The following is a 22,816-nucleotide window of genomic DNA, read 5'->3' as shown; positions in this document are numbered from 1 at the left end:
CGCAAAGATCGGGCGCTAATGATCGGTTAGATCGATGTGTTGCGCGCCGCCCAATATTGCTCTGCGGTCGCAAAGGCCTGTTCGCGATTCTGACCGAGACCGCGCAGGGCGAGGGCCATGGTCGCAATCAAGGCCATTTGCGGGTAACTGTCGACCACATCGCCACGCCACACGGCTTTCAAGTGCTCGATTTCCAGCGAAGCGGGTTTGACGTGGCGCTGCGCTGACAGCTGCGGCCATTCTTCGTCCCAGCTCTGACCGCCGCTGGTGCCGTAAAGGTGGCTGGTGGCGTCGGGGTTGATCTCGATTTCACCGCCATCACCCTTGACCACAATTGCCGCGTCGCCGAGCAAGCCGCTGGCATCGCGATGCACCGCCTGGTAACCCGGGTGAAAAATGCTTTGCAGGCCGCAGCGTGCGCCCAACGGATTGAGAATCCGCGCCAGCGAGTGGATCGGCGACCGCAGGCCCAAGGTATTGCGCAGGTCGATCATCTTCTGCAGTTGCGGCGCCCAGTCCACCAGCGGCATAAAGGCCAGGCCGCCGTTGCCCAGTGCCGTGCCGACCTGCTGCCAATCACGGCACAGGGGAATGTTCAGTTCGCCCAGCAGTTGTTCGCTGTATAGACGCCCGGCCGTGTGCGCGCCGCCGCCGTGCATGAAGATCCGCACGCCGTTTTGCGCCAGGCATTTGGCTGCCAGCAGATACCACGGCAGATGGCGTTTTTTGCCGGCGTAGGTCGGCCAATCCAGGTCGACATTCAGCGACGGCGCCTGCAAGCGTGCGCGCAGGGCTTCGGTGAAACCGGCCATTTCCTCGGCACTTTCTTCCTTGTGGCGCAGCAACATCAGGAAGGCACCCAGTTGCGTATCTTCGACCTTGTCATCGAGCACCATGCCCATGGCCTCGCGGGCTTCCTCGCGCGTCAGGTCGCGGGCGCCGCGCTTGCCCTTGCCGAGAATGCGCACGAATTGCGCGAACGGGTGCTCGGCAGGCGTTTCGAGGGTCAATGCTGGAAAGTCGTTCATAGGCAATTCGTCGGTTTGGGCAGGCCCGCCAGTTTCGCGGCGAGTTTGGCAGGGGTGCCTTTGAACAGTCGGTTCAGGTGCAGGCTGTTGCCTTTGTCCGCGCCGAGTTTCAACGCGGTGTACTTGATCAGCGGCCGCGTGGCCGGCGATAGCTGGAATTCGGCGTAGAAGCTGCGCAGCAGCTCGAGGACTTCCCAGTGTTCAGGCGTCAACTCGATGTCTTCTGCGGCGGCGAGGGCGCTGGCGACTTCAGCCGACCAGTCGCTGAGGTCAACGAGAAAGCCGTCCTTGTCCAGTTCGATGGCGCGGGCGCCGACGGTCATTGAATTCATAGCCAGCTGTTGACCTTGGCGTGATGGATCGACAGTTCGACGAACGCCGGGTAGTCGATGGCCTCGGCCCAGTCTGGAATCTCGATCGCACGCGCCTGTGCGTCCTCAATCAATACAAACAGTCTGATTGCTCGCTCTTGAAGGGTTGAGAACGGCACAGTGTCCGGTTGCAGCGCATACACCGCATCGCCGGACAACAATACCGCATCGGCGCTGCCGAGCAGGCGCAGGCAACTGCTCAGACGATCGTCGGCGAACGGGGAATGAGACAAAACATGCAAAGTCGACATCAGAGGGTGATCACCTGATCGTAACGGTCAATAAGGGCGGTGATGTGGTCAGCAGCAAGCGGCTGCGCCTCGTCCAGCGACAGGTTGCCAAGACCGCGAGCATTGGCGCTTTCGGCGCAATAGAACAGCTCTTCGACACCAAACATCGGCAGCGCCTGCAGATTGGCGCTGAGGTCTTTCTGCTGCAAGGCCTTGGCGTTCTGCCCGGCGGCCAGTTGCAGCACGCCGTCATCGAGAAACAGCAAACCGATCGGCAGATCAAAGGCGCCACCGGCGAGCACGATATCCAGCGCTTCCCGCGCACCGGGGCCGGACCATGGCGATTGGCGGCTGATGATCAACAGCGATTTGGCCATGTTCAAGCGCCTCCGAAACAGATGAGACGGTCAGCGTCCTGCACGGCATCGTGCAATTGACCCAGACCGGACAATTCCCACGGCGCGCTGAGCGAAATCGCTTCACGCTGGTAACGCTTGGCTTCTTCTTCGTTCAACACACCACGGCGCAGAGCGGCGGCGATGCAGACCACCCCATCCAGTTGCTTTTCGTTGATGAAGGCGCGCCATTGCTTGGGCAAATCCTGTTCATCCTGCGGCGTCACCACTGCATCGGAGGCGTTGAACACGCCGTCCTGATAGAAGAACAGCCGGACAATCTCATGGCCGCCGGCCAGCGCGGCCTGGGCAAACAGCAGGGCACGGCGCGAGGAGGGCGCATGGGCGGCGGAAAACAGCGCGATGGCGAACTTCATGATGGACTCGATCAGCGAAACTGCGGCCATGATAAAGCTTTATCGCTCGTGCCGCGAAACCCGAGTTTTACGCAGATACCTTTGTAGGAGCTGCCGAAGGCTGCGATCTTTTGATCTTGAAGAGCAAAATCAAAAGATCGCAGCCTTCGGCAGCTCCTACATCGATTACGGGGTGATGCCGTAAAGATCGCAATACTCGATCCAGTCCATCCCCGCCATTTCCGCCACTTCCCGATGCACTTCCAGGCGTTGCGCCTGATAGTCCTCCGGTGAATCAGCGGTCAGCTGCAACGTCAGCTCCCAGGCAAACAACCCCTGGCTTTCTGCCTCAGCCTCGAATGCTTCATGCAAGCGTTCTTCGCGGTACTGCGCCTGGGTTTCACCCTTGGCCTGAGCCAGCAGCGGGTTGAGATGGTCGAGGGTCTCGCGCAGTTCGGGTCGCGCATCGAGAAACAGTTTCAGGGCGTGTTCATGTCGTTGGTCGCTAGGCGCCATGTAATGTCCTTGTGTGGCTGAAGATCTCAGAGTGCCGCAGCTGCTCACGCGTGTCGCGCATAAAAACAGTAAAGCAGAACGATTTGCCGCGTTGCAGTGCTACAGTCCGCTTTTTTCTCGATGAGCAAATGCAATGCGAATGCTGATGGTAGTGCTGGCGGCGGCCCTGTTGGCCGGGTGCGCCGGTTCGGTGATGAACGATGCTCGCAGCAAGAGCCCGGACAAGGTCCTGACCTCGGACAAGCCGGAGAAAGACGTCGCCCGGTGCGTGCAATTCGCCTGGCAGGATGAAGCGGTTTTCGGCGTCGACGCGGCGGCCTATCTGGAGCCGCGCGAGTCTGGCGGCACGACGGTCTACACGCGTTCAGCGGAGTCGTTTGTCGATGTGATTACCGAAGCCTCGGGTACGACTTTGAATTACTACGCACAGCAGAGTGATTTTGTCGCGATGCGGCGCATGGCGGCGATGGCGACCTGCCTCTGATTGTGTGTCGAGGCGGCTGGCGCTTTCGCGAGCAGGCTCGCTCCCACCGATTGAATGCTTTCCAGTGTGGGAGCGAGCCTGCTTGCGCAAAGAGCGACACAGTCAGTTGATCAGCCGCTTTTGGAAAAAATGCCGCTTGTGCCCCGGTGGATAGTCAACGATCTCACCGAACTGGCTGAAGCCCAGCTTCTTGTAGAACTCCGGCGCCTGAAAATCGAAGGTGTCGAGCCAGATTCCGTAGCAGTTCCTGTCTTCGGCCAACGCTTCTGCCTGTGCCATTAACCTGGAACCAATCCCCTGTCCGCGACTTTGTTCCGGTACTGACAGCAAATCGATGAACATCCAGCGCAAAGTCACTCGCCCGTACAACCCGCCCAGTATCGCGCCATACTCATCTTTTACCATCAAGGCGAACGGTTCGGTTTTCGATATGCCGGTCTTCGCATCGTTGTATTCAATCAACGGTTGGAGAATGGCCTGACGCTGTTCCTCGGTAGGATTGTCCGTCAACTCGATACGCAAATTCATGCATGACTTCCTTGTGTGATTGAACGCCCAGCCTAACCCGTCCGGGCAAACGCCTCCAAGCCCTTCGATCGAACAAGCGGAACCGTCAAACCAGCGTTGCGGTCTAGGCTTTTATCGCGTCTTTCCCTGAGCGCGATTGATGAGGAATTCCCGTGAGTATTTTTGAAGCCCTGCGCGAAAGCCACGAGCGCCAGCGCACTTACGCCAAGGCTCTGATCGCGACCAGCGGTGACAGCCCTGAGCGGGTCGAGGCCTACAAGCAGCTAAAAGCAGAACTGCAAGCGCATGAAACCGCTGAAGAGCGACACTTCTACATTCCGTTGATGGAAATCGACGAAGGCGTTGACCTGAGCCGCCACGCCATCGCCGAGCACCACGAAATGGACGAAATGATGGAAGAACTCGACGAGACCGAAATGTCCAGTCCGGCGTGGCTGGCCACGGCCAAGAAGCTTTCCGACAAGGTTCATCACCACCTTGAGGAAGAAGAGCACAAGTTCTTCCAAATGGCCGGCAAACTGCTCGACGATAAACAGAAAACGCAACTCGCCGGGCAGTACGAAAAGGAGTATCAGGCGCAACTGTCTGAATGACCAAAGGCGACTCGGCGTGTAGGTGTTCAGCTACACGTTGAGTGCGACGTGTCGACTTGAGCTGGTTATCCATCCAGTGTTTTAGGGTTTTTTACGTCCTGCAAAATCGCATTGCGACAAAAGCGCCAATGGACAAAAAATTCACCTCCGTTAGCTTGAAGGCCTCTCCTCGGGAAGGAGAGTTCTCAAATCAACGGAGTGAAGACGATGAATCAGGCAATCCCACAAACCCAACTCAAACACGGTCGTGTCATCTCGCCAGCAAGTCGCGGCGCAGTGGCCATTGACCTCGGCTTGCTCGGCGCTTGGCAAGTCAATGAAATGGAGGGCGGCAAAAACTTTCCGGCCGTGAATGCCGGGCCGTTCCCGCAACCCTTCGAGACCGACTCGGACAGCGTCGCGCCGCCGGCCGATGGCTACATTCTCAGCGGCGGCAAGACCGATGCCCGCGATTGCGTCAATTACACCGACGACGAGATGAGCAAGAAGCTCGGCCGTTCATTCAACTGGCCGCTGCTTAATGTCGATCCGGGGCAGATTCTCGAGGTCAGCTGGGCGTACACCGCGCCGCACACCACCCGTGGTTATCGCTGGCTGATCACCAAAGACGGCTGGGATCCACAGCAACGCATCAGCCGTGCGCAGCTCGAAACCCAGCCGTTCTTCGAAGACTTCTACCCGCAAGTGCCGTATTACAGCCATGCCGGCGAATTGAAGGCCAAGGTTGATCACCAAGTGCAACTGCCGACGAACAAGAAGGGTCATCACGTCATTGTGCTGATGTGGATCGTCGCCAACACCGGCAACGCCTTCTACCAGGCCTTCGACGTCGACTTCCAGTAACAACCCAGGCTGAACGAGCCCGGTAGCGCTGCCGGGCTTTTTTTGTCGGCGCAATTGTCCGACCATGGCAGTCCCCCATGAAAACAGGATCAGACGCGATGTCCAACACAGCCGAACGGGTCAACATCGTCGACACACAGGTGTTGTCCCACGACTGGTATCTGTTGAAGAAAATCACTTTTGATTACCACCGCAACAACGGCGAATGGCAGCGCCAGACCCGCGAGGTCTACGACCGGGGCAACGGCGCGGCGATTCTGCTGTTCAACCGCGAAAAGCGCACGGTGGTGCTGACCCGCCAGTTTCGTTTGCCGGTGTTCGTCAACGGCCACGATGGATTGTTGATCGAGGTGGCGGCGGGGTTGCTGGAAGGTGCCGCCCCTGAGCAACGCATTCGTGACGAAGCCGAGGAGGAAACCGGTTATCGCGTGCATGACGTGAAGAAGGTATTCGAGGCGTATATGAGCCCCGGCTCGGTGACGGAGAAGCTGCACTTTTTTATCGCCGAATACGACGCCGCGTCCAAAGTCAGCGACGGTGGTGGGCTGGAAGAGGAAACCGAAGAACTGGAAGTGCTCGAGTGGGGCTTCGATGAGGCACTGGCAGCATTTCAACGCGGCGAGATCTGTGACGCCAAGACCATCATGCTGTTGCAATACGCAGCGATGAACAACCTCTTCGCTTGATGAAAGATCGCAGCCTTCGACGCATTTTTCAGGAGCTGCCAAATGCTGCGATGGCTCAGCATACTGGCTGAACGGGGAGGCGCAATACGCAAAGCCGGCCATACTGCTTGTTGCTCCTGAAGCGCTGCCCTGCGTTTTGCGCAGTCCCCAAAAACAAAAAGAGATCGACTCATGAAGTACGAACCTTTGGCCAGATCGCTCATTGCGACCTCCCTGGCGCTCAGCTGTCTCATGGCTCACGCGGCATCAGTGGCGCCGGTTGCGGCGGAAAACGGCATGGTGGTCACCGCGCAACATCTGGCGACCCATGTCGGCGTCGATGTGTTGAAAAACGGCGGCAATGCCGTGGATGCGGCAGTGGCCGTGGGCTATGCGCTGGCGGTGGTCTATCCGGCTGCGGGCAACCTTGGCGGCGGCGGGTTCATGACTATTCAACTGGCGGACGGGCGCAAGACCTTTCTCGACTTCCGCGAGAAAGCCCCGCTGGCAGCGACCGCCAACATGTATCTGGACAAGGACGGTAACGTCATTCCGGAACTGAGCACGCGCGGCCATCTGGCCGTCGGGGTGCCGGGCACTGTGTCCGGCATGGAGCTGGCGCTGAGCAAATATGGCACCAAACAGCGCAAGGACATGATTGCCCCGGCGATCAAACTGGCCGAAGACGGTTTCGAGCTGCAGCAGGGCGATGTCGAGCTGCTCGAATACGCGACGGATGTGTTCAAGAAGGACATGCGCGATTCCGGCTCGATCTTCCTCAGCAACGGCGAGCCGATGCAGGTCGGGCAGAAACTGGTGCAGAAGGATCTGGCGAAAACCCTGCGGACGATTTCCGAGAAGGGCGCCGACGGCTTCTACAAAGGTTGGGTCGCCGATGCCATTGTCACGTCCAGCCAAGCCAACAAAGGCATCATCAGCCAGGCCGACCTGGACAAATACAAGACTCGCGAACTGGCCCCGGTGGAATGCGATTATCGCGGCTATCACGTAGTCTCGGCGCCACCGCCCAGCTCCGGCGGGGTGGTGATCTGCCAGATCATGAATATCCTCGAAGGCTATCCGATGAAGGACCTGGGCTTCCATTCCGCTCAGGGCATGCACTACCAGATCGAAGCGATGCGCCACGCGTACGTTGATCGCAACAGCTACCTCGGCGATCCGGATTTCGTGAAGAATCCGATCGAGCACCTGCTGGACAAGAACTATGCGACCAAACTGCGCAACGCCATCCAGCCGCAAAAGGCCGGCGTGTCGGCTGAGCTCAAACCCGGTGTAGCGCCGCATGAAGGCAGCAACACCACGCACTATTCGATCGTCGACAAGTGGGGCAATGCCGTTTCGGTCACCTACACCCTTAATGACTGGTTCGGCGCTGGCGTGATGGCGAGCAAGACCGGGGTGATCCTCAACGACGAAATGGACGACTTCACCTCCAAGGTCGGCGTGCCGAACATGTACGGTCTGGTTCAGGGGGAAGCCAATGCCATCGCGCCGGGCAAGGCGCCGCTGTCGTCAATGAGTCCGACCATCGTCACCAAGGATGGCAAAGTGGTGATGGTGGTCGGCACGCCGGGCGGTAGCCGGATCATCACCGCGACCTTGCTGACCATGCTCAATGTGATCGATTACGGCATGGGGCTGCAGGAAGCGGTCGACGCGCCGCGCTTCCATCAGCAGTGGATGCCGGAGGAAACCAACCTCGAAGACTTCGCCGCCAGCCCGGATACGAAAAAGCTCCTCGAGAGCTGGGGCCACAAGTTTGCCGGCCCGCAGGATCCCAACCACATCGCCGCGATTCTGGTCGGCGCGCCGTCACTGGACGGCAAACCGGTTGGCAAGAATCGCTTCTACGGCGCCAATGATCCACGGCGTAATACCGGCTTGTCACTGGGTTACTGAGCGGAGTAAAAAGGGGCGGGCTCAGGTCCGCCCCATCTCAAGGACTGATCAAGGAAGGCTCGACATGACCACCGCATTACTGATCATCGACGTCCAGCAGGCGCTGTGTGCTGGTGAATATCAGTGTTTTGAAATCGACCGCGTGATCGCCACGATCAATGATCTCAGCCAACGCGCCCGCACGGCTGGCGTTCCGGTGGTGTTGATTCAGCACGAAGAAAAGGACGGTCCGTTCGTGCATGGCGCGGACGGTTGGCAACTGGCCGAAGGTTTGCTGACTTCGACGAAAGACCTGCGTGTAGGCAAGACTACCGGGGATTCTTTCTACCAGACCGATCTCGGCAAGCTGCTGCCCAGCGAGGACTTCGAACGCCTGATCATCTGCGGCCTGCAAACCGATTACTGCGTCAACGCCACGGTGCGCAGCGCGCATAAGCTGGGCTACGACGTCGTAGTCGCGCAAGATGCACATTCGACGGTCGATAACGGCAACATGAGCGCCGAAGACATCATTGCCCAACACAACAAGGACTTCGCCGCCCTGACCAGTTCCGTGGCACGGATCGACGTCAAACCGGCAGCCCAAATCACCTTCTGAACTCACACAAACCCCCTGTGGGAGCGAGCCTGCTCGCGAAAGCGCTATGACAGCCAACATCAAACCGACTGATATACCGCCTTCGCGAGCAGGCTCGCTCCCACAGGCATTTGGTCGGTCTCAACATCAGAGAGCACCGCAGTCGGAAACGATGCACTAGGTTTGGACGCGATTCGCATCACGCAGCAACCGCTCGATCTGCGCCAGTTCCCATGTGCTGAGCAGACTCACCGGGTCCGTGCCATAACGCTGCCAAGTGTCCAGCGTCGCTTCGTCCCCGGCGCAGTTGCGCGCGTATTCACAGTGATGCAAGTGTCCCTCGGCGAAGTCCAACAGCAGATGCCAGCCCTCGATGTAAACGGCAATCAGCCCGGACTGGGACATTACCTCGCAGACTTCGAACGCAAGCACGCCCAGCGCAGCTTCGCGCAGACGCTGACACACATCCCGGGCGGACAAAAACGCTGACATGCTGCGACTCGATTCGATGGACAAGCCTGCAAGGATAAGGTCCGCGCTACTCCATGTCAGCGTTTCACTGGCCCGAGGCCGAACAATTCCGTAACATTCGCCTCCCTCTTTTTTCGCGAAAACAGCAGCCGTGCCCAGCGGCCGCTCAGTCAGGTAAGCCATGAAACCGATTCGTCTGCGCGCCGATGTCCTCGCCGGACTCACCACCTCGTTCGCCCTGTTGCCCGAATGCATTGCTTTCGCCCTGGTCGCGCATCTCAATCCGCTGATGGGCCTGTATGGCGCGTTCATCATTTGTACGCTGACGGCGCTGTTTGGCGGCCGGCCGGGCATGGTTTCCGGCGCGGCGGGCTCGATGGCGGTGGTGATCGTCGCGCTGGTGGTGCAACACGGCGTGCAATATCTGCTGGCAACGGTGCTGCTCGGCGGTCTGATCATGATGGCGTTCGGGCTGTTGCGCTTGGGCAAACTGGTGCGCATGGTGCCGCATCCGGTGATGCTCGGTTTCGTCAACGGCCTGGCGATCATCATTGCCCTGGCGCAACTGGAGCACTTCAAAAGCGGCGAGCACTGGCTCAGCGGTACGCCGCTGTATCTGATGACCGGGCTGGTGCTACTGACCATGGCCATCGTTTACATCCTGCCGCGCCTGACCAAAGCGGTACCGCCGGCCCTGGTGGCGATCCTTGGTGTCGGCCTGCTGGTCAACCTGTTCGGCCTGCCGACCCGTACCCTCGGTGACATGGCGCACATTGCCGGCGGTCTGCCGACTTTCGCCATGCCGGACATTCCGTGGAGCCTGGAAACGCTGCGCATCATCGCTCCGTACGCGATCCTGATGGCGATGGTCGGCCTGCTGGAAACCTTGCTGACACTGAACCTGACCGACGAAATCACCGAGACCCGTGGCTATCCGGATCGTGAGTGCGTGGCGCTCGGCGCGGCCAACATGGTGTCCGGTGCGTTCGGCGGCATGGGCGGTTGCGCGATGATCGGCCAGACCGTGATCAACCTCAGCTCCGGCGGGCGCGGGCGCTTGTCCGGCGTTGTTGCCGGTGTGCTGATTCTGTTGTTCATTCTGTTTCTGTCACCGCTGATCGAGCGTATTCCGCTGGCCGCACTGGTGGGGGTGATGTTTGTGGTATCGCAGCAGACGTTCGCCTGGGCGTCGTTGCGGGTGATCAACAAGGTGCCGCTGCACGATGTGCTGGTGATCATCGCCGTGACCACCATCACCGTGTTCACCGATCTGGCCACGGCCGTGCTGTGCGGGATCATCATCGCCGCGCTCAACTTCGCCTGGCAGCAGGCGCGCGAACTGTACGCCGATGAACACCTGGAGGCCGACGGCAGCAAGCTCTATCGCCTGCACGGCACGCTGTTCTTTGCCTCGACCACGCCGTTTCTCAATCAGTTCGATCCGGCCAACGATCCGGCGAAAGTCACTCTCGACTGCCGACACCTGAGCTTTGTCGATTACTCGGCGATTGCCGCGTTGAAAACCCTGCGTGAACGCTACGCCAAGGCTGGCAAGCATTTACAGGTGTTTCACCTGTCGGAACGCTGCAAGAAATTACTCAAGCGCGCCGGCGTCGATCACGACTGACGCCGCTGGTTTTGCGTCCTTGAGCCAGGTCTTGCCGAGAATCCGCGAGACCTGTTCGGCGGAATAGGGCTTGGCGAGAAACTGGAAACCTTCGTACCCGCTGCGGGCCAGTTCTTCGCTGTAGCCGGAGGTCAGAATCACCGGTAGATCGGGGCGGCGCTGGCGCAGCTCCCTGGCCAACGCGACGCCGGTGATGCCCGGCATGACCACGTCGGAAAACACCGCATCGAACGCGCTGGCATCGCCGCCCGCCAACTGCAGGGCTTCTTCAGCGTTGGTTGCCCATGCGGTTTCATAGCCCAGATCCTGGAGGATCTGGTTGGCAAAACGACCAACATCGAGATTGTCCTCGACCACCAGTACCCGGCGTTTTTCGCAGGCCGGCTGCACCTCGCCATCGTCCTCAATGTTGTCCTGTTCAGCCTCGTCCGCCGGCACTTGCGGCAAATACAAGGTGAACTCGGTGCCTTGTCCAAGGACGCTGGAGACGTCGACGTTGCCGCCCGATTGCTTGGCGAAGCCGAACACCTGCGACAGCCCCAGCCCCGTGCCTTTGCCGACAGCCTTGGTGGTAAAGAACGGTTCGAAGATGTGTTCAAGGGTGTGTGCGTCGATGCCGGCACCGGTGTCGGCCAGGGCAATCGACACGAAATGGCTGCTGGACCCGGCGTGACCGCGAATCGGCGGCAGCGCTTTGTGGCACTCCAGGCGCAATTTCAGCTCACCTTGACCATTCATGGCGTCGCGGGCGTTAAGCGCAATGTTGATCAACGCGGTTTCGAACTGACTGAGGTCGACACGGATGTAGCAGGGGTGATCCGGGCGTTCGACGCACACGTGAATCTGCGCGCCGGTGACCGATTCGAGCATCTCGCCGATGTTTGCCAAACGTTCGCCGGCGTCGACTACCTGCGGATTGAGCGGCTGGCGGCGGGCGAAGGCGAGCAACTGGCTGGTCAGCTTGGAGGCGCGCTCGACGGTGTCGGACACCGCGCGCATGTAGCGCTGACGGCGTTCTTCCGGCAGGTTGGGCTGGCGCAGAAAATCCACCGACGAACGAATGATCGTCAGCAGATTGTTGAAGTCGTGGGCGACGCCGCCGGTCAATTGGCCGATGGCTTCGAGCTTCTGCGACTGGCGCAACGCCGACTCGGCCTGGGCCAGGCGCAAGCTGCGCTCTTCGACCCGTTGCTCCAGCGTGGCGTTGAGCTCAGCCAGCGCCAGCAGGCCTTCGCGCACATTGGCATCGGCGCGCACCCGCTCGATGTGCGCCCAGCACCGTTCGGTCACTTCGCTCATCAATGCCTGCTCAAATTGCGACCAGACCCGCGGCACTTTGTCGTGGACGGCCATCAATGCGGTCAGACGGCCCTGCTTGATCAGTGGTACACAAATGGTCGCGGTAATACCGATGGCCTGAAAGGTCGCCGACTCTTCCGGTGGTAGCTCGCTGCGGTTGTCATGGATGACCAGCGGTTCCCCGGCGCGCAGCAGACGCACTGCCTTCTCACCGAAATCGCGCAGGCGGTAGTGGCCGACGATGCTTGGCGAACCCGGTGCCGCATAGTCGCCGCGAATGGTGAAGCCGTCCTCGTCGGCATCCATGTCGGCGTACGCGCAGTTGGACAATTGCAACTGCTCGACCATCAGCCGGGTGCTCGCCGCCAGGATTGCTTGCGCATCGGTGGCATTGGTCACCGCTTCGCCGATGGCATCGAGGACGGCCAGGCGTTGGTTGAGATAAACGGTCTGGGTGGTCTCGGTGACCGTGTCGAGCATGCCGACGACATTGCCCAGCGAGTCACGAATCGGGCTGTAGCAGAAAGTGAAGAACGCCTGCTCCGGACCGTTGCCGCGTTCGATCTTCAGGGCAAAGTTTTCGATGTAGGTGGCTTGGCCGGCATAGGCCGCCTCGGCTATCGGGCTGATCTCATGCCAGGCTTCTTTCCAGATGTCGCTGAAAGGACGTCCCAGCGCATGCGGCTTGTCGCCGAGAATCGGCACGAAGGCGTCGTTATAAAGGGTGATCAGTTGCGGACCCCAGACGATCGCCTGAGGGAAATGCGACGCGAGACTGAGCGAGACAGTGGTCTTGAGTACATCGGGCCAGTGTTCCAACGGGCCGAGGGGCGAATTCGCCCAGTCGTGACGGCGGATCTGCCCGGCCATCTCGCCGTTGTCTTGCAACCAGTCTGTCATGGGGTTCGTATCTTTCCGGGCATTTGTCTGAGAACAAAGACCTGCGCGCAGGGTGTTTGGTTTCAGCGCACCAGACACTGTTTGCGCTGCGAATTATTCTGACCTACATCATGGCAGCAAAAAACAGCGCTGGCGAAAAGAGCATCTTTTCGCCAGCGGATTTTTCTTCAGTTCGTGAGCGACTGCTCAGGCCTCGACGGTCGGGAAATCAATGTCGGTCAACGCCGTGTTGTTCAGGTAGTTGGTCAATGTCTGCACGGCCACTAGGGCAATCACTTCGATGATCTTGCGGTCATCGATACCGGCAGCGCGGGCAGCGGCCAATTGTTCATCGCTCAAGTGGCCACGGGTTTCGGTCAGTTGGCGGGCGAGGGCGGCGTAGGCATTCAGTTCGCCGTGACGGGCCGCGACGATGTCCTGTGGCGAGAGCCCGGCCTTGCCGGCGAACATTGTGTGTGCGGACAGGCAGTAGTCGCAGCCGTTTACTTGCGAAGTGGCGAGGTAGACGGCTTCTTTTTCCTGGGCGCTGAGCGAGGTCTTGCCGAGGATCGCCGAAGCTTGCAGGTAAGTGTCGAATGCAACTGGCGCTTGGGCGAGGGTAGTGAAGACGTTGGGCAGGAAGCCGATTTTTTTCTTCACGCCTTCCAGTGCAGGACGGGTGGCATCGGTGGCGGTGTCGAGGCTGATAGCGGGGATGCGGCTCATGGTGATTCTCCGAAATTCCGCAGCGAAGTGCAGCGGCGATGGAGAGATCTTAGGGGCTGCCAATGGCGCTTTGGCGGCAAATCGTCGAGGATATGCGGCAGATCGTCCAGATATGCCTTCGGGAGTCAGCCATGGATCGCCTTTCCACATTACTCAGTCATTTCGGCGTGAACGCCGGCACCTTCCATAGCGGCGCGTTTTGCGGCGTGAGCGTTCACGAAGGCGAGCCGGTCGGGCACGTGCATGTTCTGCAAGCCGGGGCGTTGCTGCTCAAACCGGGCAACGAGCGGGAGATCCGTCTGGACGAACCGTCACTGATTTTCTTTCCCCGGCCGTTTACCCATCGAATGTTTGCCGACGAAGCCATGGCCAGTCAGATTGTCTGTGCATCGCTGACCTTCGACGGCGGCTCGGGCAATGCCCTGGCCGCCGCGCTACCCGACTATCTGGTATTGAAACTCACCGACATCCCGGAACTGCGCAGCACCCTTGACTGGCTGTTCAATGAAGCCTTTGAAGGGCATTGCGGGCGCGTGGCGGTGATGGATCGCCTGTTCGAATTGCTGGTGATTCTGTTGCTGCGCCATCTCATCGGCAGTCGAGATCAGCAACCGGGCATGATGGCCGGGCTGGCTGACCCGCGCTTGTCTCGCGCTTTGAACCTGATCCATGAGCAGCCGCACAAGCCTTGGAGTGTGGCCGATCTCGCGGCGGCGGCGAACCAGTCCCGCGCCGGTTTCGCCGAGCAGTTTCGCCGCGTGGTCGGGCAGACGCCGGCCGATTATCTGCTGAGCTGGCGCGTCAGTCTTGCGCAGAAACGCCTGCGCGAAGGCCGGCCGATTGCGCTGATTGCCGAAGAGGTCGGTTACGAAAGTCCGTCGGCGCTGGCCCGGGCGTTTCGGCGCAAGACCGGGCTGAGTCCTCGGCAATGGAAAGCCGGACACTGAACATTACCTGGCGAATTTCTTCGCTCCGGCCACGCAAAGAATCACCCCAAGCGTTACGCCGAGCATGCCGACGCTGACCTGCTCATGCAGCAACGTCGCCGCCAGCGCCAGACCGAAAAACGGCTGCAGCAACTGCAACTGCCCGACCGCCGCAATCCCGCCCTGGGCCAGGCCGCGATACCAGAACACAAAGCCGATCAGCATGCTGAACAGCGACACGTAGCCCAGGCACATCCACGCAGGCAAGCTGATGTTGCCGAACGAGGCGGGCGCCAGCCACAGGCTCAGCACTGCCATCAGCGGTAACGACATTACCAGCGCCCAGCAGATCACCTGCCAGCCGCCGAGGCTGCGTGACAGTTTCGCGCCTTCGGCGTAACCGAGGCCGCAGGCGAGAATCGCCGCGAGCATCAGCAGATCCCCGATGGGCGAGGCGCTTAGGCCTTGCGACAGAGCGAAGCCCACCACCAATGCGCTGCCCAGCACCGAAAAGATCCAGAACACCGGCCGTGGCCGCTCACCGCCACGCAAGACACCAAACATTGCCGTGGCCAGCGGCAGCAATCCTACAAACACGATCGAATGCGCTGACGTTACGTGCTGCAATGCCAACGCGGTCAGCAGCGGAAAACCCAACACCACGCCCAGCGCCACAATCACCAGCGACAGCCACTGATGGCGCGACGGTCGCGGTTGCTTGAACAACAGCAGAAGTCCGACCGCCAGTGCGCCGGCAATCGCTGCTCGCACCACGGTCAGAAACACCGGATCGAATTCCAGCACCGCCAAGCGTGTGGCCGGCAGTGAACCGCTGAAAATCAGCACGCCGATAAAACCGTTGATCCAGCCGCTGGTTTTTTCCAGCGCCGGGTTGGCCGCAGTCGATGTTGTGTGCATGTCGGTCGCGCTCAAATAGTGGGTTGTATTGCGGCGATCCTAGGGCTGAGAATCAGCACAATCAAAAAATTGTCATGGATACAGCCGGCATGCCCCGATCCCGTTACAAGACCTTGGTTGACCGTTACGCGGCGGATATTCGTGGCGGACGACTGCCGCCGGGCACGCGATTGCCTACGCATCGGCAACTGGCGGCGCAGGAAGGACTGGCGCTGGTTACCGCTTCACGGGTTTATGCCGAGCTTGAGGCGATGGGCCTGGTCAGTGGCGAAGCCGGGCGCGGCACTTTTGTGCGGGAAACGTCGCTGGCGCCGGGGCAGGGCATCGATCAGAAAGACGTAGCGGTCGGCATGATCGACCTGAATTTCAACTATCCGTCGTTGCCCGGTCAGGCTGAGCTGTTGCGCACGGCGTTGCGGCAACTGGCGTTGTCCGGCGATCTCGAAGCGTTGCTGCGTTATCAACCCCACGCCGGACGTGCCCACGAACGCGCCTCGGTGGCGCGACATTTGTCGACACGCGGCGTGACCGTTGGAGCCGACCAAGTGCTGATCGTCAATGGCGCTCAGCAAGGTTTGGCGGTGACGCTGATGGCCCTGCTCAAACCCGGTGATGTGATCGCCGCCGATGCGCTGACGTATTCCGGGTTCAAGGTGCTGGCCGACGCGTTGCATCTGGAAGTGCTGGCGATCCCGATGACGGAGCACGGCCCGGATTTGCCGGCACTGGACAGGCTCTGCCGCCAGCGTGCGGTGCGCGCCGTGTACAGCATGCCGACGCTGCACAATCCGCTGGGCTGGGTCATGCCACTGGAACAGCGCGAGCAATTGGTGGCGATTGCCCGGCGCTATGATCTGACACTTATCGAAGATGCGGCCTACGCGTTTCTGGTGGAAAATCCGCCGCGAACCTTGATCGATCTGGCACCGGAACGGACGTTTTACGTATCGGGCCTGTCGAAAAACATCGCCACCGGATTGCGGGTCGGCTTCATCGCGGCGCCGCTGCCTCAAGTGCCCGCACTGGAACGAATCATTCGCGCGACAACGTGGAACACGCCCGGGGTGATGACCGCCATTGCGTGCGGTTGGCTCGACGACGGCACCGTCACCGTGCTTGAGGAGCAGAAGCGTAGTGATGCGATGGCGCGACAGGCCTTGGCCGCCGAGGTGCTGAAGGGGCTGCGCTACATTGCTCATCCGGCCTCGTATTTTCTGTGGTTGCCGTTGCCCGAAGATGTGCGTGCCGATCAGATCGTGGTCGAGTTGATGCAGCAGCAGATTTCGGTCACCACCGCCGAGCCGTTTTCGCTGTCGGCCAATACGCCCCATGCGATTCGTCTGGCGTTGGGTTCGGTGGACATGAAGGTGTTGTGTCAGGCGTTGATCACTGTCGGAACGATTGTCGGCGCTTATCTGTAAACTGCGTTCACGCCATGCAAAGCCAGGTTTGGACTGTTTAATGAAATTCACCACAGCACTGCTTCTCGCCTTGATCTTCAGCACCAGCGCTCAGGCTGAGGGCGATCCTGAAGCCGGGGCGAAAATCTTTCCGCGTCTGTGCGGCGGTTGCCATCAGGTTGGCGAGTCGGCTCGTTCGGGGTTTGGTCCGCAGTTGAACGGCATCGTTGGCCGGGCTGCGGGGACTTCGGCCAATTATGTTTATTCCGCTGCGATGAAGAACTCGGGGATTACTTGGGATCGGGCGACGTTGAAGGCTTATCTGAAGGATCCGAAAGGGGTGGTGCCGGGGACGCGGATGATTTTCTGGGGGCTGAGTGATGAGGAGAAGTTGAATAATTTGTTGGCTTATCTGCAGAAGTTCAGTGCTGAGCCCTAGTCGGGCGATGGTTTCCTGGCTGATTGAGTACATATCCATTGCTGCGGTAACGGCTGCTTAGGGTTCCGCCCTTACGGCGGGTCACCTTTTTCAAACGCCGGAGTGCCGGCCCAGCAAAAAGGTAACCCAAAAGGCTTGCTCCTGCGTTCGGCCCTCGCAGGCTCGGGTCCCTTCGCTGCGGGATCGATCCGGGCGCAGCGGCTCCGGTTTGCTTCGCTGCACCTACACTCGCTGTGTCTGGCTGCGCCAGACGGTCGCTGCGCTCCCACCCCCGGATCAATCCCTCCGCTCAGCCTTCCGACGTCGCCGGTGGATCAAAAGCAAGATCAAAAGCACTCGAGCTAACGCTCATTGTTGAGTGGGGCGGCTTCGCCGCGGGCAGCTGCGCTGCTTTGCTTTTCTGTGGGAGCGAGCCTGCTCGCGAAAGCGGTTCTCCTGCCGACCCATATTTGCGGTTTTCCCCCATCCCTGGAGGAGCTGGCTGGCCAGCGAGGCCGGCGGGCCGACCTGTCTCAGGTTGATATACGCGGTGTCAGTGAGCATGGAACGCCACCTGATTGCGCCCCGCAGCTTTCGCCTGATACAGCTGCTGATCGGCGCGTTTGATCAGGGCCGTGTGGTTGTTGTCTGCCGGATCTGCCAGGCCAAGGCCAATACTCACCGTGACGTTGCCGACGCCGGGAAACTGCGCTTCGGCGACTGCCATGCGAATTTTTTCGGCAACGACTTCCGGGGTGTCGGGTTGCGCGACTTCCGGCAGCAGTACGGCGAACTCTTCGCCGCCGTAGCGGGCGACGAAATCGGTGCTGCGCACGCTGTTCTGGATCAAGGTCGCCAGTTGTTGCAGGACCTCATCACCGACCGCGTGGCCGTGGCTGTCATTGATGCGTTTGAAGTGGTCGGCATCGATCAGCAGCAGGGCGAACGGGCGTCCGGTGCGTCGGGACAGCAGCGAATACTCAGTGATTTTTTCGTCAAAACGGCGACGGTTGTAAACGCCGGTCAAGCCGTCGTGTGTGGCCAGGCTCAGCAGTTCGGCGTTGGCCTCGGTGAGTGCGGCGGTGCGTTGCGCCACGGTGGCTTCCAGCGAGGCGTTGGCTTCTTGCAGTTCGCGCTCCTTGCCTAGTAGCGACTGCGTCATTGCGTCGATGGACTGGCCGAGCTGGGCGATTTCCAGCACCGGATGCTGCAGCTGGAACTGCGCGCCGGACTGGTTGTTTTGCACCTGTTTGGCCGAGTGCGCGAGTTGTTCGATCGGGCGGCTCAGGTACAGCGCCAGGTAATAAGCCACCAGACCGAAAACGATGGCGGCGAAAACGCCGAGTATCAGCAATTCGTATTGCAGCGTCCGCGCCGGTTGCAGCGCAGTCTCCAGTGGCTGGCGAATGGCGATCGACCACGACAGCGCCGTGCCCGATGGCGTCGGCACAGTGACCATGCTGGTCAGGTAACCGTTGGCCGCCGTCCAGCCCGACAATACCGGATCGTTGGTCGCCAGCTGTTGGCCCATCAGCGCTTCGGGGTAGAGCACCTTGCCGTCGTGATCGACAATCAGCGCCTGGATATCCGGCGCCGAGTTCTTGTGGGAAAACGCTGCCGACTCGACGATGCGCGTTACCCAACTCCAGTGTGCATGTGCGCCCAGCACGCCAATCACCTGTCCTTCGGCATTGTGGATCGGCGCGGCGAAATCGATGAAGCGCAGCGGCTCGCCATTGGCCAGGCCCGGCAACAACTTGGCCAGCAACACTGCTTCATGGGGATCGCCGGTGTATTGCCGGCGCAGGCCGATCTGGAACCACGGGCGTTTCTGCACTGATTGACCGACCAGCAGATCATTGACGGCCTGGCGGACGTTGCCCTCGGCGTCGGTGACGCCCATCCACGCATATTCGGCGCGCGCCTGGGTGCGCAACTGCATCGACTTGAGGATGGCTGGGTTGTCCAGATCTCCGCGCTCCAGATGCGGTGCGCGACTGAGCAGGTAGACCTCCAGTTGCCGTTCGCGCAGCTGTTCGCCCAACAGCGTCGCCGCTGCACGCGCGGTGTTCAGCAAGGCGTTGCCGCTGGCCTGCTTCATTTGTTCGGTGGCGATGTGACCGACATAAAAGCCGACGCTCAATAACGTCAGCAGGGACAAACCGCCGAACCACAGGGTGAGATGGCTACGCAGACTGGCTTTGAACATGGAGGCGGGTGTCTGTCTTTATTGAAGTGGCGCCATGGTATGCGACATCGCCGATGGGCGGCCAGCGAACGGGTTCATGTAAATACAAAGAAGATTGATGCCAATGAGCCATCATTTTGGTTAGAATGCGCGCCGCCCGAGAGACGGATCCCGGGCTTTTTCCCATGGAGTTTTACCGTGAAATACCTCAGCAAAGTAGTCGCCGCCACACTGTTCGGTGTGGTTCTGGCAGGTTGCACCGGCGCCCCGATGAAAACCGCCCATTACGACAGCAACCAATACACCGTGGTTGGCCACAGCGAAGCATCGGCCACCGGCCTGCTGCTGTTTGGCATCATCCCGATCCGCCAGAACAGCCGATTTGTGCGCGCGCAAAACGCGGCCATCCAAGCCAAGGGCGGCGATGCAATGATCAACACGCAGGTTCAGGAAAACTGGTTCTGGGCCTGGGTCCTGACCGGTTACACCACCACCATCTCCGGTGATGTGGTCAAGCTGAAAACCGCGCAATAAGCGACGGTTGAATGCAAAAAAGCCCGGCTGATCAGGCCGGGCTTTTTCATGGGTGTTGCGGTCATGCAGATGATTCAGGCGACACGGCGTTCGATCAGACGATCAGAACCACCTTCGGCAACACGGCGTTCGAGCAGACGATCCGAACCACCTTCGGCAACGCGGCGTTCGATCAGACGATCAGAGCCACCCTCGGCAACGCGGCGTTCGATCAGACGATCGGAACCACCTTCAGCAACGCGGCGTTCGATCAAGCGATCAGAGCCACCTTCAGCAACGCGGCGTTCGATCAAGCGATCAGAGCCACCTTCAGCAACGCGGCGTTCGATCAGACGATCGGAACCACCTTCGGCAACACGGCGTTCGAGCAGACGATCAGAGCCTCCTTCAGCAACGCGGCGATCGATCAAGCGATCGGAGCCACCCTCGGCAACACGGCGTTCGATGAGACGATCCGAACCGCCTTCAGCAACACGGCGTTCGAGCAGACGATCTGAACCACCTTCAGCCAGACGGCTTTCGATCAGCTTGTCCGAGCCGCCTTCAGCGACCAGGGTGTGAGCAGGCGTTACTGCAAAAGCGTTAACTGCGAAAACCGAGAAAGCGATGCCGAGAAGGGTTTGGCGTTTCATGATCGTGTGCTCCAGAAAGTTGTTTGTTTGTCTGGAGCCGATGTTACGCCGCGCAGTTTTTATGAGAACTTCATTGACGTGATGGTGAACATCGACGCCGATGATGTTTGCCATAAGCGGCGATTCAGAGGGCTTTTGCCCGAATGCACAACTCGCCGCTGGCACGAATCAGCGCCATGTCATGCAGCGAATCGGCGGCCAGACCGTTGCGGACATTGGCCAGCCATGCCGGGCAATTCGGATCCTGGCGATAAGGCGCGAAGGCGGCGTACTGCTGCAACAAGCGCTTTTGCAGTTCATCCAGGCGCGGGCGGATCTGTTTGCCCAGATCCGGACGCGGTGTGTCCGGTGCAGCACCTGCCGCTTGCCATTGCGCGAGCAGACCGTATTGCACCAGTTTGTTCGCTTCCATCTGTGCGGCGATCAGCTGCGCGACGTCGTCCGGATCGAGTTTGTGTTCGGTGGCCAGAGTTCGGGCATTGGCGATGACCTGCGCCTCTCGCGGGCTGTCCGGGATCGGCTTGCCGCTGTCCCACTTGGTCAACGCAACCAGATCGCCGATGCTCAGGCGTTCATTCAAAGTGGCCAGTAGCGGTTTCAATGAAGCAGGCGCCGCTGCGGGTGCGGCCGCCTGAGCGTAGGCGGCCGACAGAGCGAGGAGGGAGCCAAGCAGAAAATTTGCAACGTTACGCATGAACCGAGCCTCAATAGTCAGTGTCGAGAGAATCGCTGATTTACCACAGCCGCACACTGACACAAAGCGATGCCTGGCATTTACACAAATGCAAAACAGGCAATCAACGCCGATGGGAAATGTTGATTGCACGCTGCACGCAACTCACCGAAGCTATCGTCAATCAGGCCTGCCGCCGTCGAGATGGACCTCCATTCAATGCAAAGCGCCACCTTCGCCAAGCCGCTCTGGCAAACCTATCTGCTGTTTCTCGCGCCGATGGTGCTGTCGAACTTCCTGCAATCGATGTCCGGGACGGTCAACAGCATCTATATCGGCCAGATGCTCGGCACACAGGCGCTGGCGGCGGTATCCGGCATGTTTCCCGTCGTGTTCTTTTTCATCGCCCTGGTCATCGGCCTTGGAGCTGGCGCGGGCGTGTTGATCGGTCAGGCGTGGGGCGCGCGCGAAACGCACATGGTCAAGGCGATTGCCGGAGCGACGTTGCTACTGGGTGTGTTGATCGGTTTGGTCGCGGCGGTGCTGGGCACGGTGTTTGCGCGACAGGCACTGACGGGGTTGGGCACGCCGGCGGATGTGCTCGACGACGCGGTGGACTATGCCCACGTCATGTTGTGGATTCTGCCATCGCTACTGGTATTCGTGCTGTTCACCCAATTGCTGCGTGGTGTCAGCGATACGCTGTCGCCACTACTCGCGCTGATCGTCTCCACCGCCGTGGGGCTGGCGCTGACGCCAGCGTTGATTCGCGGCTGGCTGGGCTTGCCACCGTTGGGCATTCAGAGCGCGGCGTATGCCGGGCTGGCGGGGAATCTCTCAGCAATGGCGTGGCTGGCCTGGCGGCTGATCCGCAAGGGCCATCCGCTGGCGCCGGATCGAGAGTTCTTTGCCGCACTGCGACTGGATCGGGCCATTCTCGGCAAGGTCCTGCGCATCGGCCTGCCCACCGGCGTACAGATGATCGTGCTGTCGTTGTCGGAGCTGGTGATCCTGGCACTGGTCAACCAGCACGGCTCGCAAGCGACGGCGGCGTATGGCGCAGTAACGCAGATCGTCAACTATGTGCAGTTTCCGGCGCTGTCGATTGCGATCACCGCATCGATCCTCGGTGCCCAGGCGATCGGCGCCGGGCATTTGCAACGCATGGGGCCGATCCTGCGCACCGGGCTGTTGATCAACGTGTGCCTGACCGGTGGCCTGATTGTGTTGGGTTATCTGCTATCGCACTGGTTGCTGGGCCTGTTCCTGACCGAGGACTCGACCCGGGCGATGGCCGAGCATCTGCTGCACATCATGCTCTGGAGCCTGTTGGTGTTCGGCTTCCAGGCCATCATCGGCGGGATCATGCGCGCCAGCGGCACCGTCCTGATGCCGGTGGTCATTTCGATTGTCTGCGTGGTCGGCGTGCAGTTGCCGGCGGCGTACTGGCTCGATGGGCAGTTCGGTTTGCAGGGTGTGTGGATGGCTTTTCCGGTTGCCTATTTGGGGATGCTGATACTGCAGACGCTCTATTACAAACTGGTCTGGAAACACCAGAAGATCGAGCGGTTGATTTAGGCACGGCGGACAAACATTTCTCTGTCCCCCGAGACGAAAGC

General features: G+C 60.2%; 26 protein-coding genes. 12 read left to right on the top strand and 14 right to left on the bottom strand.

Translation table 11 applies throughout. From position 1 onward, the window contains the following. Positions 1-26: 26 nt before the first annotated feature. From PSH90_RS16560 to PSH90_RS16535, 6 genes are all read right to left on the bottom strand, one after another. The gene (locus PSH90_RS16560) at positions 27-1,028 is read right to left on the bottom strand and encodes a glycosyl transferase family protein (RefSeq protein ID WP_256809120.1); all 1,002 of its coding nucleotides are present in this window, start codon (positions 1,026-1,028) and stop codon (positions 27-29) included. Further along, positions 1,025-1,360: a TusE/DsrC/DsvC family sulfur relay protein gene (locus PSH90_RS16555; protein WP_016770652.1), complete on the bottom strand. Its 336-nt coding sequence runs from the start codon at positions 1,358-1,360 to the stop codon at positions 1,025-1,027. The genes PSH90_RS16560 and PSH90_RS16555 overlap by 4 nt, the downstream gene beginning before the upstream one ends. Further along, positions 1,357-1,650: a sulfurtransferase complex subunit TusB gene (tusB, locus tag PSH90_RS16550; protein ID WP_041477059.1), complete on the bottom strand. Its 294-nt coding sequence runs from the start codon at positions 1,648-1,650 to the stop codon at positions 1,357-1,359. Before tusB ends, PSH90_RS16555 begins: the two co-directional genes overlap by 4 nt. Next, positions 1,650-2,006: a sulfurtransferase complex subunit TusC gene (gene tusC / locus PSH90_RS16545; protein ID WP_095182056.1), complete on the bottom strand. Its 357-nt coding sequence runs from the start codon at positions 2,004-2,006 to the stop codon at positions 1,650-1,652. The genes tusB and tusC overlap by 1 nt, the downstream gene beginning before the upstream one ends. Before the next feature lie 2 nt (positions 2,007-2,008). After that, on the bottom strand, positions 2,009-2,401 hold the full coding sequence (tusD, locus tag PSH90_RS16540; protein ID WP_041477377.1) for a sulfurtransferase complex subunit TusD: 393 nt from the start codon (positions 2,399-2,401) through the stop codon (positions 2,009-2,011). Positions 2,402-2,566: 165 nt separating this feature from the next. Then, positions 2,567-2,896: a DUF6388 family protein gene (locus PSH90_RS16535; RefSeq protein WP_041477057.1), complete on the bottom strand. Its 330-nt coding sequence runs from the start codon at positions 2,894-2,896 to the stop codon at positions 2,567-2,569. 133 nt (positions 2,897-3,029) lie between these two features. Between PSH90_RS16535 and PSH90_RS16530 the strand changes: the two genes are divergently transcribed. Beyond that, positions 3,030-3,380 carry a hypothetical protein gene (locus PSH90_RS16530; RefSeq protein ID WP_041477055.1) on the top strand — a complete coding sequence of 117 codons (351 nt, stop codon included), beginning with the start codon at positions 3,030-3,032 and terminating at the stop codon, positions 3,378-3,380. 102 nt (positions 3,381-3,482) lie between these two features. Here PSH90_RS16530 and PSH90_RS16525 read toward each other — a convergent pair whose 3' ends face one another. Then, positions 3,483-3,908, bottom strand: a complete 426-nt coding sequence (locus PSH90_RS16525) for an N-acetyltransferase (protein ID WP_041477053.1) — start codon at positions 3,906-3,908, stop codon at positions 3,483-3,485. 152 nt (positions 3,909-4,060) lie between these two features. Between PSH90_RS16525 and PSH90_RS16520 the strand changes: the two genes are divergently transcribed. From PSH90_RS16520 to PSH90_RS16500, 5 genes are all read left to right on the top strand, one after another. Continuing rightward, positions 4,061-4,501, top strand: a complete 441-nt coding sequence (locus PSH90_RS16520) for a hemerythrin domain-containing protein (protein WP_305381075.1) — start codon at positions 4,061-4,063, stop codon at positions 4,499-4,501. Between the two features lie 207 nt (positions 4,502-4,708). After that, entirely contained in the window at positions 4,709-5,344 is a 636-nt protein-coding gene (locus tag PSH90_RS16515; protein WP_095182054.1) for a lytic polysaccharide monooxygenase auxiliary activity family 9 protein, read from the top strand. Positions 5,345-5,442: 98 nt separating this feature from the next. After that, positions 5,443-6,030, top strand: coding sequence for an NUDIX domain-containing protein (locus PSH90_RS16510; protein ID WP_024013397.1), 588 nt, complete (start codon positions 5,443-5,445; stop codon positions 6,028-6,030). Positions 6,031-6,201: 171 nt separating this feature from the next. Next, a complete protein-coding gene (gene ggt, locus PSH90_RS16505) occupies positions 6,202-7,929 on the top strand; it encodes a gamma-glutamyltransferase (RefSeq protein ID WP_095182053.1) in 1,728 nt (575 codons plus the stop codon). Between the two features lie 64 nt (positions 7,930-7,993). Continuing rightward, entirely contained in the window at positions 7,994-8,527 is a 534-nt protein-coding gene (locus tag PSH90_RS16500; protein WP_095182052.1) for a cysteine hydrolase family protein, read from the top strand. A gap of 156 nt (positions 8,528-8,683) precedes the next feature. Here the strand turns inward: PSH90_RS16500 and PSH90_RS16495 are convergent, their stop codons facing one another. Next, complete coding sequence (locus PSH90_RS16495; RefSeq protein WP_150741133.1) at positions 8,684-8,998, bottom strand: hypothetical protein; 315 nt, start codon at positions 8,996-8,998, stop codon at positions 8,684-8,686. Between the two features lie 160 nt (positions 8,999-9,158). Here PSH90_RS16495 and PSH90_RS16490 point away from each other — a divergent pair, with 160 nt between their 5' ends. Further along, positions 9,159-10,604 (top strand): SulP family inorganic anion transporter, encoded by a 1,446-nt coding sequence (locus PSH90_RS16490; RefSeq protein ID WP_305381073.1) that lies wholly within the window; start codon positions 9,159-9,161, stop codon positions 10,602-10,604. On the opposite strand, the gene PSH90_RS16485 is transcribed toward PSH90_RS16490, so the two are convergent. Together PSH90_RS16485 and PSH90_RS16480 are read right to left on the bottom strand one after the other, a co-directional pair. Next, on the bottom strand, positions 10,572-12,803 hold the full coding sequence (locus PSH90_RS16485) for a response regulator (protein WP_305381071.1): 2,232 nt from the start codon (positions 12,801-12,803) through the stop codon (positions 10,572-10,574). The two genes, PSH90_RS16490 and PSH90_RS16485, sit on opposite strands and share 33 nt — an antisense overlap. Positions 12,804-12,989: 186 nt before the next feature. Further along, positions 12,990-13,508 carry a carboxymuconolactone decarboxylase family protein gene (locus tag PSH90_RS16480; protein WP_095182048.1) on the bottom strand — a complete coding sequence of 173 codons (519 nt, stop codon included), beginning with the start codon at positions 13,506-13,508 and terminating at the stop codon, positions 12,990-12,992. Between the two features lie 131 nt (positions 13,509-13,639). On the opposite strand from PSH90_RS16480, the gene PSH90_RS16475 reads away from it, so the two are divergent. After that, complete coding sequence (locus tag PSH90_RS16475) at positions 13,640-14,455, top strand: AraC family transcriptional regulator (RefSeq protein ID WP_150741130.1); 816 nt, start codon at positions 13,640-13,642, stop codon at positions 14,453-14,455. Positions 14,456-14,458: 3 nt separating this feature from the next. Here PSH90_RS16475 and PSH90_RS16470 read toward each other — a convergent pair whose 3' ends face one another. Beyond that, positions 14,459-15,352 carry a DMT family transporter gene (locus tag PSH90_RS16470; protein WP_305381069.1) on the bottom strand — a complete coding sequence of 298 codons (894 nt, stop codon included), beginning with the start codon at positions 15,350-15,352 and terminating at the stop codon, positions 14,459-14,461. An 89-nt stretch (positions 15,353-15,441) separates the two neighbouring features. Between PSH90_RS16470 and PSH90_RS16465 the strand changes: the two genes are divergently transcribed. Both PSH90_RS16465 and PSH90_RS16460 read left to right on the top strand, forming a co-directional pair. Further along, positions 15,442-16,773 carry a PLP-dependent aminotransferase family protein gene (locus PSH90_RS16465; RefSeq protein WP_305381068.1) on the top strand — a complete coding sequence of 444 codons (1,332 nt, stop codon included), beginning with the start codon at positions 15,442-15,444 and terminating at the stop codon, positions 16,771-16,773. Positions 16,774-16,813: 40 nt separating this feature from the next. Continuing rightward, positions 16,814-17,191 (top strand): cytochrome c family protein, encoded by a 378-nt coding sequence (locus PSH90_RS16460; RefSeq protein ID WP_252876551.1) that lies wholly within the window; start codon positions 16,814-16,816, stop codon positions 17,189-17,191. Between the two features lie 532 nt (positions 17,192-17,723). Here the strand turns inward: PSH90_RS16460 and PSH90_RS16455 are convergent. Then, on the bottom strand, positions 17,724-19,379 hold the full coding sequence (locus PSH90_RS16455) for a diguanylate cyclase (protein WP_305381066.1): 1,656 nt from the start codon (positions 19,377-19,379) through the stop codon (positions 17,724-17,726). 177 nt (positions 19,380-19,556) lie between these two features. Between PSH90_RS16455 and PSH90_RS16450 the strand changes: the two genes are divergently transcribed. Further along, a complete protein-coding gene (locus PSH90_RS16450) occupies positions 19,557-19,892 on the top strand; it encodes a hypothetical protein (protein WP_095182042.1) in 336 nt (111 codons plus the stop codon). Positions 19,893-19,966: 74 nt separating this feature from the next. Here PSH90_RS16450 and PSH90_RS16445 read toward each other — a convergent pair whose 3' ends face one another. Further along, complete coding sequence (locus PSH90_RS16445; protein WP_236168586.1) at positions 19,967-20,524, bottom strand: phage infection protein; 558 nt, start codon at positions 20,522-20,524, stop codon at positions 19,967-19,969. Between the two features lie 124 nt (positions 20,525-20,648). Then, on the bottom strand, positions 20,649-21,218 hold the full coding sequence (locus tag PSH90_RS16440; RefSeq protein WP_305381064.1) for a chorismate mutase: 570 nt from the start codon (positions 21,216-21,218) through the stop codon (positions 20,649-20,651). A gap of 198 nt (positions 21,219-21,416) precedes the next feature. Here PSH90_RS16440 and PSH90_RS16435 point away from each other — a divergent pair, with 198 nt between their 5' ends. Then, a complete protein-coding gene (locus PSH90_RS16435; protein ID WP_305381063.1) occupies positions 21,417-22,775 on the top strand; it encodes an MATE family efflux transporter in 1,359 nt (452 codons plus the stop codon). Positions 22,776-22,816: the final 41 nt, after the last annotated feature.

Source organism: Pseudomonas sp. FP1762, from assembly GCF_030687105.1.
Classification (GTDB): Bacteria; Pseudomonadota; Gammaproteobacteria; order Pseudomonadales; family Pseudomonadaceae; genus Aquipseudomonas; species Aquipseudomonas siliginis.
Note: the sequence above shows the minus strand (reverse complement) of the source record. Positions and strands in the feature narration are given on the sequence as shown.

What these genes read in the sequence shown, in the direction of transcription:
- PSH90_RS16440 (WP_305381064.1), bottom strand. Translation starts at nt 21,218, where the DNA reads ATGCGTAACGTTGCAAATTTTCTGCTTGGCTCCCTCCTCGCTCTGTCG.
- PSH90_RS16445 (WP_236168586.1), bottom strand. Translation starts at nt 20,524, where the DNA reads ATGAAACGCCAAACCCTTCTCGGCATCGCTTTCTCGGTTTTCGCAGTT.
- tusD (WP_041477377.1), bottom strand. Translation starts at nt 2,401, where the DNA reads ATGAAGTTCGCCATCGCGCTGTTTTCCGCCGCCCATGCGCCCTCCTCG.
- ggt (WP_095182053.1), top strand. Translation starts at nt 6,202, where the DNA reads ATGAAGTACGAACCTTTGGCCAGATCGCTCATTGCGACCTCCCTGGCG.
- PSH90_RS16485 (WP_305381071.1), bottom strand. Translation starts at nt 12,803, where the DNA reads ATGACAGACTGGTTGCAAGACAACGGCGAGATGGCCGGGCAGATCCGC.
- PSH90_RS16470 (WP_305381069.1), bottom strand. Translation starts at nt 15,352, where the DNA reads ATGCACACAACATCGACTGCGGCCAACCCGGCGCTGGAAAAAACCAGC.
- PSH90_RS16480 (WP_095182048.1), bottom strand. Translation starts at nt 13,508, where the DNA reads ATGAGCCGCATCCCCGCTATCAGCCTCGACACCGCCACCGATGCCACC.
- PSH90_RS16560 (WP_256809120.1), bottom strand. Translation starts at nt 1,028, where the DNA reads ATGAACGACTTTCCAGCATTGACCCTCGAAACGCCTGCCGAGCACCCG.
- PSH90_RS16435 (WP_305381063.1), top strand. Translation starts at nt 21,417, where the DNA reads ATGCAAAGCGCCACCTTCGCCAAGCCGCTCTGGCAAACCTATCTGCTG.
- PSH90_RS16465 (WP_305381068.1), top strand. Translation starts at nt 15,442, where the DNA reads ATGCCCCGATCCCGTTACAAGACCTTGGTTGACCGTTACGCGGCGGAT.
- PSH90_RS16460 (WP_252876551.1), top strand. Translation starts at nt 16,814, where the DNA reads ATGAAATTCACCACAGCACTGCTTCTCGCCTTGATCTTCAGCACCAGC.
- PSH90_RS16530 (WP_041477055.1), top strand. Translation starts at nt 3,030, where the DNA reads ATGCGAATGCTGATGGTAGTGCTGGCGGCGGCCCTGTTGGCCGGGTGC.
- PSH90_RS16525 (WP_041477053.1), bottom strand. Translation starts at nt 3,908, where the DNA reads ATGAATTTGCGTATCGAGTTGACGGACAATCCTACCGAGGAACAGCGT.
- tusB (WP_041477059.1), bottom strand. Translation starts at nt 1,650, where the DNA reads ATGTCGACTTTGCATGTTTTGTCTCATTCCCCGTTCGCCGACGATCGT.
- PSH90_RS16555 (WP_016770652.1), bottom strand. Translation starts at nt 1,360, where the DNA reads ATGAATTCAATGACCGTCGGCGCCCGCGCCATCGAACTGGACAAGGAC.
- PSH90_RS16490 (WP_305381073.1), top strand. Translation starts at nt 9,159, where the DNA reads ATGAAACCGATTCGTCTGCGCGCCGATGTCCTCGCCGGACTCACCACC.
- tusC (WP_095182056.1), bottom strand. Translation starts at nt 2,006, where the DNA reads ATGGCCAAATCGCTGTTGATCATCAGCCGCCAATCGCCATGGTCCGGC.
- PSH90_RS16515 (WP_095182054.1), top strand. Translation starts at nt 4,709, where the DNA reads ATGAATCAGGCAATCCCACAAACCCAACTCAAACACGGTCGTGTCATC.
- PSH90_RS16500 (WP_095182052.1), top strand. Translation starts at nt 7,994, where the DNA reads ATGACCACCGCATTACTGATCATCGACGTCCAGCAGGCGCTGTGTGCT.
- PSH90_RS16475 (WP_150741130.1), top strand. Translation starts at nt 13,640, where the DNA reads ATGGATCGCCTTTCCACATTACTCAGTCATTTCGGCGTGAACGCCGGC.
- PSH90_RS16455 (WP_305381066.1), bottom strand. Translation starts at nt 19,379, where the DNA reads ATGTTCAAAGCCAGTCTGCGTAGCCATCTCACCCTGTGGTTCGGCGGT.
- PSH90_RS16510 (WP_024013397.1), top strand. Translation starts at nt 5,443, where the DNA reads ATGTCCAACACAGCCGAACGGGTCAACATCGTCGACACACAGGTGTTG.
- PSH90_RS16495 (WP_150741133.1), bottom strand. Translation starts at nt 8,998, where the DNA reads ATGTCAGCGTTTTTGTCCGCCCGGGATGTGTGTCAGCGTCTGCGCGAA.
- PSH90_RS16535 (WP_041477057.1), bottom strand. Translation starts at nt 2,896, where the DNA reads ATGGCGCCTAGCGACCAACGACATGAACACGCCCTGAAACTGTTTCTC.